The sequence below is a fragment of the Halomonas piscis genome, from assembly GCF_031886125.1.
GTDB lineage: Bacteria > Pseudomonadota > Gammaproteobacteria > Pseudomonadales > Halomonadaceae > Vreelandella > Vreelandella piscis.
Map to the genome: position 1 here is coordinate 2,782,015 of NZ_CP119391.1, position 14,690 is coordinate 2,796,704.

At 60.5% G+C, this 14,690-nt stretch carries 13 protein-coding genes; 8 read left to right on the forward strand and 5 right to left on the reverse strand.

Annotation, left to right across the window (positions count from 1 at the left end; genetic code table 11):
• Positions 1–29: 29 nt before the first annotated feature.
• Complete coding sequence (locus tag P1P91_RS13075) at positions 30–779, forward strand: IS5 family transposase (protein ID WP_311881892.1); 750 nt, start codon at positions 30–32, stop codon at positions 777–779.
• On the opposite strand, the gene P1P91_RS13080 is transcribed toward P1P91_RS13075, so the two are convergent.
• Together P1P91_RS13080 and P1P91_RS13085 are read right to left on the reverse strand one after the other, a co-directional pair.
• The gene (locus P1P91_RS13080; RefSeq protein ID WP_311883165.1) at positions 762–950 is read right to left on the reverse strand and encodes a hypothetical protein; all 189 of its coding nucleotides are present in this window, start codon (positions 948–950) and stop codon (positions 762–764) included. The two genes, P1P91_RS13075 and P1P91_RS13080, sit on opposite strands and share 18 nt — an antisense overlap.
• Positions 951–1,048: 98 nt before the next feature.
• Complete coding sequence (locus P1P91_RS13085; protein ID WP_311883166.1) at positions 1,049–2,380, reverse strand: NAD(P)/FAD-dependent oxidoreductase; 1,332 nt, start codon at positions 2,378–2,380, stop codon at positions 1,049–1,051.
• Between the two features lie 124 nt (positions 2,381–2,504).
• Between P1P91_RS13085 and P1P91_RS13090 the strand changes: the two genes are divergently transcribed.
• Positions 2,505–3,452, forward strand: coding sequence for a 4-hydroxyproline epimerase (locus P1P91_RS13090; RefSeq protein WP_311883168.1), 948 nt, complete (start codon positions 2,505–2,507; stop codon positions 3,450–3,452).
• A gap of 32 nt (positions 3,453–3,484) precedes the next feature.
• Positions 3,485–4,234, forward strand: coding sequence for an IS5 family transposase (locus P1P91_RS13095; protein ID WP_311881892.1), 750 nt, complete (start codon positions 3,485–3,487; stop codon positions 4,232–4,234).
• A 105-nt stretch (positions 4,235–4,339) separates the two neighbouring features.
• On the opposite strand, the gene P1P91_RS13100 is transcribed toward P1P91_RS13095, so the two are convergent.
• Positions 4,340–5,272, reverse strand: coding sequence for a DMT family transporter (locus P1P91_RS13100; RefSeq protein ID WP_311883170.1), 933 nt, complete (start codon positions 5,270–5,272; stop codon positions 4,340–4,342).
• 563 nt (positions 5,273–5,835) lie between these two features.
• On the opposite strand from P1P91_RS13100, the gene P1P91_RS13105 reads away from it, so the two are divergent.
• Positions 5,836–6,270, forward strand: coding sequence for a universal stress protein (locus P1P91_RS13105; protein ID WP_311883171.1), 435 nt, complete (start codon positions 5,836–5,838; stop codon positions 6,268–6,270).
• Between the two features lie 86 nt (positions 6,271–6,356).
• On the opposite strand, the gene P1P91_RS13110 is transcribed toward P1P91_RS13105, so the two are convergent.
• Together P1P91_RS13110 and tehB are read right to left on the reverse strand one after the other, a co-directional pair.
• A complete protein-coding gene (locus P1P91_RS13110) occupies positions 6,357–7,055 on the reverse strand; it encodes a plasmid pRiA4b ORF-3 family protein (RefSeq protein ID WP_311883172.1) in 699 nt (232 codons plus the stop codon).
• Between the two features lie 144 nt (positions 7,056–7,199).
• Positions 7,200–7,787, reverse strand: a complete 588-nt coding sequence (gene tehB / locus P1P91_RS13115; RefSeq protein ID WP_311883176.1) for a tellurite resistance methyltransferase TehB — start codon at positions 7,785–7,787, stop codon at positions 7,200–7,202.
• A gap of 246 nt (positions 7,788–8,033) precedes the next feature.
• Between tehB and P1P91_RS13120 the strand changes: the two genes are divergently transcribed.
• The 4 genes from P1P91_RS13120 to P1P91_RS13135 are packed head-to-tail and all read left to right on the forward strand — an operon-like array spanning position 8,034 to position 14,690.
• Entirely contained in the window at positions 8,034–9,470 is a 1,437-nt protein-coding gene (locus P1P91_RS13120; RefSeq protein ID WP_311883177.1) for a DUF3375 domain-containing protein, read from the forward strand.
• A gap of 56 nt (positions 9,471–9,526) precedes the next feature.
• Positions 9,527–10,159 (forward strand): DUF4194 domain-containing protein, encoded by a 633-nt coding sequence (locus P1P91_RS13125; RefSeq protein ID WP_311883178.1) that lies wholly within the window; start codon positions 9,527–9,529, stop codon positions 10,157–10,159.
• Entirely contained in the window at positions 10,159–13,533 is a 3,375-nt protein-coding gene (locus P1P91_RS13130; RefSeq protein ID WP_311883180.1) for an ATP-binding protein, read from the forward strand. The genes P1P91_RS13125 and P1P91_RS13130 overlap by 1 nt, the downstream gene beginning before the upstream one ends.
• Positions 13,530–14,690, forward strand: coding sequence for a DUF3322 domain-containing protein (locus P1P91_RS13135; protein ID WP_311883181.1), 1,161 nt, complete (start codon positions 13,530–13,532; stop codon positions 14,688–14,690). The genes P1P91_RS13130 and P1P91_RS13135 overlap by 4 nt, the downstream gene beginning before the upstream one ends.

A 14,690-nucleotide genomic window follows, 5' to 3' on the forward strand; every position in this document is an offset into this window, starting at 1 on the left:
TTCCCACACCAACAAACTGCAAGCCTGCCATGCCCCGACAAATGCTCACGGATGAACACTGGTCGAAGCTGAAACCTATCCTGCTTCAACAAGGTATTTATGACAAGGCCGACTTGCGTACCACGATAGAAGGCATCCTTTATCGGATGCGCACCGGCTGCCCGTGGCGGGACCTACCGGAGACGTTTGGCCCCTGGAACACGGTCTACAAGCGTTTTAACGCCTGGTCAGCGAGTGGAAAGCTGATGAGGCTTTTCAGCTCTCTGGTGGAGGAGCCTGATGTTGAGTGGCTGTTCATTGATGGCTCCTACGTCAAGGCCCACCAGGACAGCACCGGAGCTGCCACGGAAGACGCAGAAGCCATTGGCAAAAGTCGTGCAGGCAATACCAGCAAGATCCACTTGACCGTAGATGCCTATGGGCTACCGATCACCTTCAGAATAACCGGGGGTGAGGTGCACGACAGCACGGAAGCCCGGGCATTGATTGACGATTTGCCAGCGGGTGATGCATTGGTGGCTGACAAGGGCTATGACAGCGAGCGTATCCGTGAACAGATCGAAGCCAAGGGCATGGCTGCCGTCATTCCACGCAAACGCAACTCAAAGAAAGGAAATGCCAATCTGGACAGAGGCTTATATCGCTATCGGCATCTGGTTGAGAATGCCTTTGCTCGATTGAAGCCGTATCGCGCCATCGCAACGCGTTACGACAAGCTCAAGCGAAACTACGAAAGCATGGTGGCCTTGGCCTGCGGCTTTTTATGGCTGCCCATGTGAAACGTCAACACGCCCTAGCCCCATCACCAGAAACCAGGCGGAAAATAGCGCCAGCTGGATGGGCAGATCGAAAACGTTGATATACAGGAACATGATGGCGATAAAGCCCACCATGATAGTTATCACCTCACCCATAGTGGGTAAGCGTGTCTTGCCGATTGTCTCAGTCATGAGTTGCTCCGCTCGTATGCATTTGTTGTTGTTACGATGCTGATGTCGCGCGTCAGCGCGCTTGGGAACCCATCCTTGTTGCCACTACCGCTAAGTCCTTAGGCAAAACGAGCCAGCCGATACGGCTCAAGTGAAGGCAGTGATGTTGGCGTGGTAGTTGCCACGCTTGGCGTATCCTCCTCGTGCAAAAAACTCCCGATCAAACGCGCCGTGATAGCGGCCTGCGTCAGCCCGAGGTGGTGGTGACCGAAGGCTAACCAGAGCCGTTTTCCGGGGCCCACTCGGTCGATGACAGGCAGGGAATCCGGCAGCGATGGCCGAAACCCCATCCACGGTGTCGCGCCCTCGCTATTCAGTGGACGACGGAACATCCCTTGGGCAAGACGTTCCAGCTGCCAGGCTCGCCCCATGTTCGCGGGCCGCTTGAGGCCAGCAAATTCTACGGTTCCCGCCAGGCGCAGCCCCTGGTCCATCGGCGTCATAATGAAACTGCGTTCTAGCGAGGTAACCGCCATCGGCAAGCGGTTGGATTCATTGGGTAGCATCAGGTGATAGCCGCGTTCGGTATCCAACGGCACACGTACCTCACTCAAGGCTTCAACCAGTGGGGCTGAATGGGCGCCGCAGGCGACCAACACCTGCGATGCGGTGATGACGCCAGTGCTGGTTTCAAGGCGCACCCCATCATCGCTAACGCGCCCCCCTTCCACCTCAGCCTGAACAAACCGCGCCCCATGCTGTTCGGCAGCACGGACCAGAACGCTGACGAGACGATACGGATCCGTGACGTGGCCGGTATCAGGGAAGAATAGAGCACCCTGGATGGCCTCGGTAAGCTCGGGGGCACGCTCTAGCACCTGCTCCCGGGGAAAGCGCTCAACGGGGACGCCCTGGGCCTGCATCCGCTTGGCGATACCGGCCAATGCGTCGGAGCTATCAGCTCTCTCATGTACCAATAGTGAGCCTTCGGCTTTGAGCAGCCCCGTCTGACCAATATCGCCCAGAAGCTCTTGCCACGCGGTAAGACTGGCTTCGTTCAACGCGCTTAAACCTGCCGTCGCCTGGCGTGTGGGGCCGGCCCGCATATTCCACATCAGGCGCATAAGCCAAGGCGCGGCCTTGGGCAGATAGCGCCAGTCCAACCGCAAGGGGCCCGTTGAATCCACCAGCATTCGCGGGATCCGCCACAGCATTGAGGCATCGGCGACCGGAAACACCTGCTCCGTTGCCATATGCCCGGCATTCCCGAAAGACGCACCCATTCCCGGCGCCTCACGATCGATCACCAATACTTTGCGACCTAAGCGGCTTAGCTCAAGCGCGCAGGCAACTCCGACGATACCGGCACCAACGACGACAATATCGGCATCAGTGCGTTGGCCGGCGGCGGAATGAGGGGGAGCAGCGTGTAAAGACGAGTGGGTTGTCATAGTTATCGTTCCGTCATCGCTGAAAGCAGTATTGATTGTATAAAATATATAATCTACTATTTCAAGCGTTAGAGACGAAGGTATAAGACAACGAGTAGCTTAATAACAACAACCGGAGGCTCCGATGAAAAACATCAGAATTATCGACTCACATACTGGCGGCGAGCCGACCCGCCTGGTCCTAGGCGGGTTTCCAACACTAGGCGACGGCAGCATGCAAGACCGCCTCGACGTGTTACGCCGCCAACACGATCACTGGCGCAGAGCCAGCATGTTAGAGCCGCGGGGGCACGACGTATTAGTAGGTGCCCTGCTCTGTGAGCCGGTGACACCGGAGGCCACCTGCGGCGTTATTTTCTTCAATAACACCGGATATTTAGGCATGTGCGGACATGGCACTATCGGCGTGATCGCCTCACTAAAGCACCTGGGGCGCATCGCACCGGGGAAACACCTTATTGATACGCCCGTGGGCCAGGTAGAGGCGACGCTGCACGACAACGGCGAGGTCAGTTTTCGCAACGTTTTAGCTTATCGTCATCGCCAGAACGTTCCTCTCGATATTCCTGAGCATGGAAGAATTCACGGTGATATTGCCTGGGGTGGGAATTGGTTCTTTCTGATCAGTGATCACGGCCAGCGTATCGCCCTGGACAACACCGACGCCTTGACCGACTACACCTGGCGGGTGCGACAGGCGCTGGAAGCGCAAAACATCACCGGTAAAGACGGCGGCGTCATCGACCATATAGAGCTCTTCGTCGATGATCCTAACGCCGACAGTCGTAACTTCGTACTATGTCCGGGAAAGCAATACGACCGCTCGCCCTGCGGCACCGGTACCAGCGCTAAACTGGCCTGCCTGGCCGACGACGGAAAACTGGCGCCCGAGGAAATTTGGCAGCAAGCGAGCGTAACGGGCAGCGAGTTCGATGCGTATTACGAGCAGGAAGAGGGCGCGATTCGCCCTTACATCCGCGGACGTGCTTATCTGAGTGCCGATACGACGCTAGGGCCTGTTGACGTTTCATGGCAGGGGTATTGGCAGGATAGGGGCAAGCTCGCAGAATAAAAGTTCCCACACCAACAAACTGCAAGCCTGCCATGCCCCGACAAATGCTCACGGATGAACACTGGTCGAAGCTGAAACCTATCCTGCTTCAACAAGGTATTTATGACAAGGCCGACTTGCGTACCACGATAGAAGGCATCCTTTATCGGATGCGCACCGGCTGCCCGTGGCGGGACCTACCGGAGACGTTTGGCCCCTGGAACACGGTCTACAAGCGTTTTAACGCCTGGTCAGCGAGTGGAAAGCTGATGAGGCTTTTCAGCTCTCTGGTGGAGGAGCCTGATGTTGAGTGGCTGTTCATTGATGGCTCCTACGTCAAGGCCCACCAGGACAGCACCGGAGCTGCCACGGAAGACGCAGAAGCCATTGGCAAAAGTCGTGCAGGCAATACCAGCAAGATCCACTTGACCGTAGATGCCTATGGGCTACCGATCACCTTCAGAATAACCGGGGGTGAGGTGCACGACAGCACGGAAGCCCGGGCATTGATTGACGATTTGCCAGCGGGTGATGCATTGGTGGCTGACAAGGGCTATGACAGCGAGCGTATCCGTGAACAGATCGAAGCCAAGGGCATGGCTGCCGTCATTCCACGCAAACGCAACTCAAAGAAAGGAAATGCCAATCTGGACAGAGGCTTATATCGCTATCGGCATCTGGTTGAGAATGCCTTTGCTCGATTGAAGCCGTATCGCGCCATCGCAACGCGTTACGACAAGCTCAAGCGAAACTACGAAAGCATGGTGGCCTTGGCCTGCGGCTTTTTATGGCTGCCCATGTGAAACGTCAACACGCCCTAATCATCGATGAGGACGATCCTTTTGCTTGGGGAATAAACGCCTCGTGAAGTGCGCGCAACACCCGCTATCCATCGACTGGGTTGCCCTTCACGCCCGACGTGATAGCCCCAGCAATACAATACCGGCCATCACTATGACGCCGCCGGCAAGTTGGATACTGGAAAGCCCCTGCCCCAACACCACAAAACCCAGTACCAGCGCGGCCACGGGTTCTGCGTTCATGGCTGGGGCGTTGCGTGCGATATCAAGACGCGGTAGACAGATGAACAACACCGAAAATGCCACGCCGTAGAGTAACGCCAGCATGGCGAGGCTCCACCAGCCCGGGGCTGATTCGGGCAGCGCCATACCGCCCGGAACCAGCCCTAACCCGCCCGCCAACAGCATGGCTAGCAGTACTGTAGCCATGGTCAATAAGCTTCTCAAAGTACTGCTGACTCCGCCGAGTCGGTGTTCGGTAATCCATAACGCGCCGGCATACGCCGTCGCTGATCCCAATCCGAGCCCAACACCGCTCAGCCAGCCCGGCCCCATAGCCCCGGGATTGGCGAGCCACGTTGGCACCTCGAGCACTACCACCAGGCCCGCCAGAATAATCGCCATGATCAGTGCCATTCGCCCACCTGGCCTTGGCCCACCCAACGCCCAGGTCAGCACCGCCAGCTGGATCGGGAAGGTATTCATCAGCAGCAGCGCTACCACGACGGGAATCCGTGCCACCGCCGAATACAGGCACAGGCTTTGTACCGCAATCAGCAACCCGGCCAACAGTTGCCATGGCCGACTTCGGACAGGCAACACAAGCCTTTTGCGCTGCATGACAACGAGAGCTCCTAGTACCACCACCGCGACGGCAGCGCGCACCAGGATCGCCAACAAGAGTCCCGTGCCAGCATCAAAGGTGACCCGCGCCGCAACGTGATTGCCGGCGAACATCGTCGCCACACCCACCAATAGCAGCAAGGCCAGCGGGCGAGGAAAGAAACGCGGAGCCGCCGGGGCGGTAGATGCAGACGACATGGATCACTTCTATGTGGCAATGAGCGAGGTAATATTGGCGACTTCAATACATAAGTGCAATATCTTCTCATCCGGCATAGCGTGTGCTTGATAGATAACAGGCATACGGGAGATAGCTCACTCAAGAAAATTCTCATTAAAGGCTGCTGCTATGAAGCCAGTCTCCTCACGGTCAAAAATTGCTGTAATATTTATTTTTTATTTTGTGACATCCCAGCAGTCGCCTTTATGACGCTAAACGACGTTATCCCATTTTTAAAATCGCCGAAAACCCGCGTATGACGGGACTTAGCGCCATTTTGCGCCGCATAGCATCAAGCTGGCTATGCGACCGGCATCCACCTCATAACCCGAAGGTCATCGGTTCGTTCTTTTTCAGGTCGGCCTCACTGCCGATATTTCGTCGCACAGCGTGTGCTCAGCACGATCGCTCGGCTCCCTGCCCGTGAGGAGTCTCACGCCTGAGCGAATTTGTGATACAGGTCAGGTCGCCTTTCCCTCTTGCTATGGTAGGCTGGCTGTGAACATGAATTATCGCCACTTGAGGTGATTCGGAGGCCATTATGTATCAGTCTATTTTAGTGCCCGTTGACGGCTCAGACCAGTCCCGCGCAGCGCTTGAAGTCGCGACCAGGCTCGTTGCTGCCGACGCACAAAGCCTGTACGTGCTGAATACTCAGGAGGCGCCTCTCGCCGAGGATGGCATCGGCAAGGTAGCAGGGGCACCTGCGCTCAATGCGGAAGAGCTCGTGCAGCAGAAGGGCCGGGAGGTCATTGAACAGGTATACCAGCAGGTCGGGATCGACAGCCAACAGGCACAGCCCATCGTGCGCGCAGGCAAACCGGCTCAAACCATCCTTGCGGAAGCGAAGCGCCTGGGCGTTGATGCCGTCGTGATGGGAAGCCGTGGTAACAGCAACATCAAAAGCCTGGTGGTAGGCAGCGTCTCCCACCGCGTGATGCACGTTGCGCCCTGCGCCGTGATTGTCGTTGGTTAACCCGTTCGCTGCCATTCTTCCTTGTCTTTTCTGAATTCAGGTTTCTATGACGGTAACCGGGCGGGATATCACTTCGGCAATCGCCCTCAGTGCCGGCGGCTCTTGTCGACCTCTTCCTGCAGAACCTGCATCAGTTCTTCAATACTGTGGATCCCCTGGGCCTTGAGCGATTCTTCCATATCGAGGGACTGCGCCGGCGTCGGGCGTGACTCCCGGGGCCCGTCACCCAGGCGGCGAAACCCAGCCTGGAAGGGCTCGAGCATGTAGGCGATCTCCGCCTCATCCAGCGCCTCGGGATCGAACTCGCCGCCAAGCGCCTCCAAAAGCTCCTGGCCGAAGGTATCCTTGTCGCCGGCTGCCGCGGCCTTCAGGGCCGCATAGCCGATCGTGCCACCAATATCTTCCGGCGGGCAGGCCATGGCGCCGTCAATCAACCGCGGACAAGGATTGGTCTCCTCCAGGCCTGTCGCCTCGACGACGATGCGGTGTTCCCAGCCGTCGCCGAAGTCGTAGAGGTAATGGAAAGCGCCGCCTCTGGCGCGAGCCGCCAGCGACTTAAGCTTGGCATTGTGTGCCTGCGCAATAGGCCGATCGCTCCACTCGTCCGGCTCGCCGTAGTAGCGGCCGTTGCACTCGAACTCGTAGAGGTGACAGTCTGCCCAGCCCATCACATCCTGGATGAGCTCGTGGAGACGATGCAGGTTGATCTGCTCGGGCACCACCACACGACGCCAGACCAGCGGGTCGGTATCGAGCAGTTCGATGCGCAGGCGAATATCGGGCATTGGGACACTCCGCTGATGCGTATGGTGCCATGATACCGGGTATGCACAGCGAAACCAGCCCATGTGGCTACCGCCCTGTGCGAGGCGATCCGGCTTCTTGCTTCCCCGGTGGATAGAAGAAAACTTTCAGCGTCAGACAATTGTTTAGGGAATGAATCGCTCCGAGCTTGCCGGCTTGCGCGCGAGCATGGTGGCAAACTGCAGCTGCGCGCCGTTGTGCATGGTGCCAAGATCCTCGTTGTATTTGACCAGTTCCCAGCCATTATAGGCCTCCCGCAGCTGGTCTTCTTCCAGGGTAAACGGGAACGGCATGGGGCACGGATGCTGCTGGGTATTCATGGCGCAGACGATCAGATTATAGCCGCCGGGTTGGGTGTGTGCCTGCATGTCGGCCAGCACTGCAGGAACGCTTGCCGGGTTTAAAAACATCAGAGTGACGGTGCAGGCGATAAAGCCGTAGTCCGCATCAAGGGCGGCGCTGTTGATGTCGTATACCCTGGGTTTGACGTTGGTGATCCCCTCCGCATCGACGATTTGCTGGAGGCTGTTGATCGCGCCAGGGTTGCTGTCTACCGCGGTAACATCGAAGCCGAGCCCGCTCAGGTATAGCGCGTTGCGCCCGCTGGAGCAGCCCATGTCCAGGGCGCTGCACGGGGCTATCGTCTGGCCCGCCTCTACCACTTCGCTGTGAGCCGGGTTCAGGCCGTAGCGGCTGTTCAGATCGGAGGTCATGGTTTCCACCAGAGGTTGTTGAGCAAGAGCCTTCATATTACCACTTTGACCGCAGGGGCCGGGCGAGCTATCCAGCCGTTTTCGCCGGAGTATTGCTTCGGGTCATCCACTCAGCCTCGCTGTGCAAATGGTGGCTGGGGAAAGCCATGATTGGCAAGCAGTCGGCAGCTCCAAGCGCCACGCCTGCTTTAACCTGACGCCGGCCTGCCCTATTATCGGGTGTTTGCCACCCTGAGGGTACGCGCCTTGGATTACGCCTCTCTCAGCCAGCTTCGCCGCCTCCACCCGGCCTGGCGGCTGCTGCTGGCCGACCACGCTCCGCTGATCATCAGCTTTCTGGACGCGGCTTTTATCCAGCCCAATGCGCGGGTTTTGGCCGAAGCCGGGCTGCGCTCGCAGCTGGAAGACCTGCTGTTTCAACTGCGGGAAACCCACGGCGAGGCAGCCTTTCCCCGTAGCGCCGGTGACTATCTGAATGACTGGGCGGACAACGACAAGGGCTGGCTACGCAAGTTTTACCCGCCGGGCAGCGACCAGGCCCACTTCGATCTGACCCCGGCCACGGAAAAAGCCCTTGGCTGGCTGGAAAGCCTTACCCAGCGCCAGTTCGTGGGCACCGAGTCGCGCCTGCGCACCGTGTTCGACCTGCTTCAACAGATGATCGCCGGGACCGAGACCGACCAGCAAGCCCGGCTGGACGACCTACACTCGCGCCGGGCGGCCATTGACAGGGAGATTGCCCGGGTGGAAGCCGGCGAGATCGCTATCATGGATGACACCGCCCAGCGCGAACGCTTCCAGCAGCTGAGCGGTACCGCCCGGGAGCTGCTGGCGGACTTTCGTCAGGTGGAACAGAACTTCCGCCAGCTGGACCGCGAAGCCCGGGAGCAAATCACCGCCTGGGAGGGCAGCAAGGGCAAGCTGTTGGAGCAGATATTCGGCGAGCGGGATGCCATTGCCGACACCGACCAGGGGCGGACCTTTCGCGCCTTCTGGGAGTTTCTGATGTCGCCCACGCGCCAGCAGGAGCTGTCGGAAGGGCTTGCCCGCGTCTTCGAGCTGGACGCGGTGCAAAGCCTTCAGCCGGATGCGCGCTTCAAGCGGATTCACTTTGACTGGCTGGACGCCGGCGAGCAGACCCAGCGCACCGTGGCCCGTCTCTCCCGGCAGCTGCGGCGCTTTCTGGATGACCAGACCTACCTGGAAAACAAGCGCATCATGCAGTTGATCCAGTCGCTGGAAGGCCGGGCGCTTGCGCTGCGCGCGACGCCGCCCGAAGCCACGCTGATGACCATGGAATCACCCCAGGCCGGCATTCATCTGGCCATGGAGCGGCCTTTGTTTTCGCCGCCGCTAAGGCCGGTGATCGAATCCGACGTTGACGCCGGGGACGAATCGGACGTGGAGCCCGACGCCCTGTTCAATCAGCTCATCGTGGATCGCCAGCGCCTTGCAGGCCATATCCGCGATACCCTGCGCGACCGCCCCCAGGCCACGCTCGCCGAGGTCATCGAGCGTCACCCCCTGCAGGTAGGGCTTGCCGAACTGGTCACCTATCTGAGCATCGCCAGCGAGGATGCCCATGCCAGCTTTGACGACAGCCGCCAGGAGAGTATCCACTGGACGGATGAAACCGGCACCGGCCGCCTGGCGCGTATTCAACGTGTCATCTTTACCTGCTAGGCCGGGTATTGCCGTCACCTTTCCTTCCCTTGCCCTGCCGTGGAGGCTCCGCTGACATGACCGTGCCCGAACCTTACGACACTGCTTCAGATAACGCGCTGTCCCTGGCTGTAATCAAGCTGCTCAAGGGAGTGGTCTACCAGGATGACGACCCCGACCTGTGGCAGCAGATCATGGCACTGCAGCCGCGCATCCGCGACTACGTGGCCGTGCTGGGTCTTGTCTTTCAGCTGGACGAGGCGGAGGGCTACGCCTGGCTTGCCACCCGGGAAGACGATACCGGTAACGCGCCGCTTCCTCGGCTCATGAGCCGCCGCCAGCTTTCCTATCCGGTCAGCCTGCTGATCGCCCTTTTGCGGCGCAAGCTGGCCGAGGCGGATACCTCCGGCGGCGACGTCCGGGTTATTCTGGACCGGGAGGAAGTGGTCAGCCTGATGCGCACCTTTCTACCCGAAAGCTCCAACGAAGCGCGCCTGGTCGACCGGATCGACAGCCACATCAACAGGGTCGCCGAGCTGGGGTTTATCCGCCGCCTGCGCAACCAGCCGGATAAAATCGAAATCCGCCGGATCATCAAGGCCTACGTGGACGCTCAGTGGCTGAACGAATTCGACCAGCGTCTGGCAGACTATCAGCGCCATATCACGCCGGCGGACGACACGTCAGACAACCGGGAGGGTGAGGACTAATGCAGGAACAGCTGCTGGACATGGTGGATAGCGATACCCGCGCCGGCTTTCGGCTGCAATATCTCGAGGTGCTCAACTGGGGCACTTTTGATCGCCGGGTCTGGCGGGTAGAGGTCAACGGCGACAATGGCCTGCTTACCGGCGACATCGGTTCCGGCAAATCGACCCTGGTCGACGCCATGACCACTCTGCTGGTGCCCACCCAGCGTGTTGCCTACAACAAGGCCGCCGGGGCGCAGCACAAGGAGCGCTCGCTGCGTTCTTACGTTCAGGGCTATTACAAGTCCGAGCGCAGCGACAGCGGCCACACGGCCAAACCCGTCGCCCTGCGCGACCATAACAGCTATTCCGTGCTGCTTGCCGTATTCGGCAACGAAGGCTACGACCAGCAGGTCACTCTGGCCCAGGTTTTCTGGCACCGGGAAAAGCACGGCCAGCCCGACCGCTTTTACCTGGTCGCCGAAGACGCCCTGACCGTACGCAAGCACCTGGCTCACTTCAATAACGACCTCGCCACGCTGCGCAAACAGCTGCGCGCCCGCCCGGGCGTTCAGCTGTTCGAGAGCTTTCCGCCTTATGAAGCCACGTTCCGCCGGCTGTTCGGGCTGAAAAACAACCAGGCGCTGGAACTGTTTCATCAGACCGTGTCGATGAAGTCCGTGGGCAACCTGACCGATTTCGTCCGCGAGCACATGCTCGAAGCCTTCGATGTGCAGCCACGTATTAACGATTTGCTCCACCATTTTGACGACCTGAGCCGGGCCCATGCCGCCGTGCTCAAGGCCCGCCGCCAGATTGATGCGCTGACGCCTCTGGTGGCCGACGGCGACCGGCATGCGCAAAGCGTCAGCCAGCGCCAGCGCTGGGAAAGCAGCCGGGATACGCTAAAAAGCTATTTTGCCCGGCATCGCCAGGAGCTGCTGGAAAAGCGTCTCGGCCATCTGGAAACCGAGCACGAGCGCCAGCGCCGCCGCCTGCAGCAGCAGGCCGACACCCTGAGCGAGCAGCGCGGCCAGCGTGACCAGATCAAGGAAGCCATTGCCCAGCAGGGCGGCGACCGCCTGGAGCAGCTGGCCGCCGACATCCACCGACTGGGCCAGGAACGCCAGCGGCGTCAGCAAAAAGCCGACGACTACGCGCGCCTTGCCGACGGCCTGGACCTGACACGCCAGCCCGATCTGGACACCTTTACCCGCCAGCTCGGCACGCTCAACGCGCGCAAGGACGAGCTTCAGGACCTAGCTGCCGAGCTGGACAACCGCCACACGGAGCTTGAGGTATCGCGCCGGGCGCACGGTAAAGAGCACGAGGCGCTGGAGAACGAGCTGTCCTCCCTGCGCCAGCGCCGCTCCAATATTCATTCGCGCCAGGTGGGGATTCGTGACGCCCTGTGCCAGGCCCTCGAGCTGGACGCCGACGATCTGCCCTTTGCCGGCGAGCTGCTTCGCGTGCGCGAGCAGGAAAGCGCCTGGGAAGGCGCGGCCGAGCGCGTGCTCCACGGCTTTGCGCTGTCGCTGCTGGTCGCCGACGAACACTACGCCAGCGTCGCCCGCTGGGTCGAATCCACCAATCTGCGCGGGCGGCTGGTCTACTTCCGGGTGCGTCAGCCCCAGGCTGCCGCGCCGCCCGAGCGGCACGCCCGGTCGCTGATTGACAAGCTCGACATCCGCCCCGATTCGGCCTTTTCCCCCTGGCTTGAACAGGAGCTGGCCCGCCGGTTCGACTACGCCTGCTGCGACGACCTGGCGCAGTTCCGCCGCGAGCCCCGGGCCCTCACCGCTTCCGGGCAAATCAAGACCAGCCATCACCGTCATGAAAAGGACGACCGCCACCGCCTGGATGACCGCAGCCGTTATGTCCTCGGCTGGAGTAACGAGCAGAAAATCGCCGCCCTGGAAAACCGCCAGGCCGAGCAGGAAAGAGCCATCGAGACGCTGGCCACACAGCTGGCCGAGATTGACACCCGCCGCCGTGAGCTGACCGCCCAGCGCGACGCCATCACTGCCCTGCTGCAGATGCAAAGCTTCAGCGAGATTGACTGGCACACGCCGGCGCAGCGCATCGCCGAGTTGACCCGGGAAAAGCAGGCGCTGGAGTCCGCTTCCAGCCAGCTGCAAGTGCTGACCGAGCAGCTAACGACGCTGGAAGCGCGCATTCGCGAGCAGGAAGATGCAGAACGCCAGCTCAACCGTAAGCTGGGCCGCACCGAAGACAAGCAGCGCAATGCGCAGCAGGCGCTGACAGAGGCGCAAGCGCTTTTAGCGCAAGAGCCCGGACAGGACGAGGACCTCAGGGAGCTGGAGGCACTGCGCCCCGAGGCGCTGGGCGATCAGCAGCTGACGGTAGAGTCCTGCACCAACCGCGAGCAGGAGTTTCGCGAATGGCTGCAGCGAAAAATCGACAACGAAGCAGGGCAGCTAGGACGACTGGAGGCACGCATCCTCAAGGCCATGAGCCGATTTCAGCACGATTGGCCGCTGGATACCCAGGAGGTGGACGCCAGCCTCGACGCCATGCCCGAATACCGCGCCATGCTGCACGCCTTGCAAGCCGACAACCTGCCCCGCTTCGAGCAGCGGTTCCAGGAGCTGCTGCAGGAAAACACCATCAACGAGATTGCCAGCTTTCAGGGCCAGCTGCACAAGGAACGCCAGCTGATTCGCGAGCGTATCGACCAGATCAATCGCTCGCTGGCCGATATCGAATACAACCCCGGGCGCTACATCCTGCTGGAAGCCCAGCCCAATACCGACGTGGACATCCGCGAGTTTCAGGAAAGCCTGAAGGCCTGTACCGAAAACACCACCCTGGGAGTTGAAGACGATCAATACGACGAGCGCAAGTTTCTCCAGGTCAAGGCGATTATCGAACGCTTTCGCGGCCGTGAAGGCACGACCGAGCTGGACCAGCGCTGGACCCGCAAGGTAACCGACGTGCGCCAGTGGTTCACTTTTGCTGCCTCCGAGCGCTACCGCGAGGACGGCAGCGAGTACGAACACTACACCGACTCCGGGGGTAAATCCGGCGGGCAGAAAGAAAAGCTGGCCTATACCGTGCTCGCCGCCAGCCTGGTCTACCAGTTCGGGCTGGAATGGGGAGAAGTGCGCTCGCGCAGCTTCCGCTTTGTCATGATCGATGAAGCCTTTGGCCGTGGCTCTGACGAATCGGCCCGCTTCGGCCTGGAGCTGTTCCGCCAGCTCAATCTGCAGCTCTTGATCGTCACGCCGCTGCAAAAAATTCACATCATTGAGCCCTACGTCTCCCACGTCAGCTTTGTGGCCAACCCCGAAGGCCGGGAGTCGCTGCTGCGCAACCTCACCATCGAGGCTTTCCGCGAAGAGCGCGCAGCAAGAGAAGGCAGGCCCCACTCATGAGCCAACCCCGCTGGACCCGCTTGTCTGATATACACCGGCAACTGGAAAAGCGCTGGCAAAAAGGCGAACTGCTGCGCGCCGGTGAGCAGCCGGACGAGGTCTTCCCGCTTCGCCTGGCGCTGAAAAAACCCACGGCGAGCGGGCTGCTGGAGCATTTCCATGACGCCCGGCGCTGGGCCACGCACTGGCAATGCGCTACCAGCCAGAATCTGGTACCGGAGTGGCGCACCGTCAATCATCGCCAGCTGGGGCGTAATACGCTGCCGGTGGCCGTCGTCATCCCCACGCTCGATGCCGCGCTGCGCCAAATCGGCCGGCAGGACGACGCTCGCCGCTATCACATGCTCGCCGCCGATATCACCCGGCGTTTTCCGGTGCTTGCTCATTGGTGCCGGCGCAAGCCGCTAAAAGTCCTGGCGCTGCAGGCCCAGTGGCCTGCCCTGCTGGCCACGCTTGCATGGATGGCGCAGCACCCCAGGCCAGGGCTATATATTCGCCAGCTGGAAATCCCCGGCGTGCACACCAAGTTTATCGAGAGCCACCGCGGACTGCTCGGCGAGCTGCTTGATCAGATCTTGCCGGAAGGGGCAATTGACCGTAGCACTACCGGCGTGGGCCACTTCGAACAGCGCTACGGCTTTCGCCGTCGGCCTTCCCGCCTGCGCTTACGCATTCTGGATAGCGCACACCGCCTTGCCGGACTCGACGATATCGAGATTCCCGTTGAGCAGTTCGCCGCGCTCCGCCTGCCGATCAGCACGGTGTATATCGTGGAAAACGACATCACCGCCCTGGCCTTTCCGCCCACGCCGTCGGCGATGGTGATCTTCGGCCAGGGCTACGGCATCGGCCGCCAGCTTGCCGACGCCCACTGGCTCAAGGACAAGGAGGTGCTTTACTGGGGCGATATCGACACCCACGGTCTGCGAATTCTCAGCCAGCTCCGCGACACTCTGCCCCACAGCCGCTCCTTGCTGATGGGCGCCGCCACGTTGAAAGACCACAGCCATCTCTGGGGCACGGAGCCCTCGCCGTACATCGGCGAACTGCCCAACCTGACGGACGACGAGCAGGACGTGTATCGCCTGCTTGGCACCCTGGAACCCGACCGCCACCTGCGCCTGGAGCAAGAGCACATCAAGTTCTCGGCGCTATAG

Bases quoted from the DNA above. Each gene is read 5' to 3' on its own strand.
- P1P91_RS13075 (WP_311881892.1), top strand. From the start codon at position 30: ATGCCCCGACAAATGCTCACGGATGAACACTGGTCGAAGCTGAAACCT.
- P1P91_RS13080 (WP_311883165.1), bottom strand. From the start codon at position 950: ATGACTGAGACAATCGGCAAGACACGCTTACCCACTATGGGTGAGGTG.
- P1P91_RS13085 (WP_311883166.1), bottom strand. From the start codon at position 2,380: ATGACAACCCACTCGTCTTTACACGCTGCTCCCCCTCATTCCGCCGCC.
- P1P91_RS13090 (WP_311883168.1), top strand. From the start codon at position 2,505: ATGAAAAACATCAGAATTATCGACTCACATACTGGCGGCGAGCCGACC.
- P1P91_RS13095 (WP_311881892.1), top strand. From the start codon at position 3,485: ATGCCCCGACAAATGCTCACGGATGAACACTGGTCGAAGCTGAAACCT.
- P1P91_RS13100 (WP_311883170.1), bottom strand. From the start codon at position 5,272: ATGTCGTCTGCATCTACCGCCCCGGCGGCTCCGCGTTTCTTTCCTCGC.
- P1P91_RS13105 (WP_311883171.1), top strand. From the start codon at position 5,836: ATGTATCAGTCTATTTTAGTGCCCGTTGACGGCTCAGACCAGTCCCGC.
- P1P91_RS13110 (WP_311883172.1), bottom strand. From the start codon at position 7,055: ATGCCCGATATTCGCCTGCGCATCGAACTGCTCGATACCGACCCGCTG.
- tehB (WP_311883176.1), bottom strand. From the start codon at position 7,787: ATGACCTCCGATCTGAACAGCCGCTACGGCCTGAACCCGGCTCACAGC.
- P1P91_RS13125 (WP_311883178.1), top strand. From the start codon at position 9,527: ATGACCGTGCCCGAACCTTACGACACTGCTTCAGATAACGCGCTGTCC.
- P1P91_RS13130 (WP_311883180.1), top strand. From the start codon at position 10,159: ATGCAGGAACAGCTGCTGGACATGGTGGATAGCGATACCCGCGCCGGC.
- P1P91_RS13135 (WP_311883181.1), top strand. From the start codon at position 13,530: ATGAGCCAACCCCGCTGGACCCGCTTGTCTGATATACACCGGCAACTG.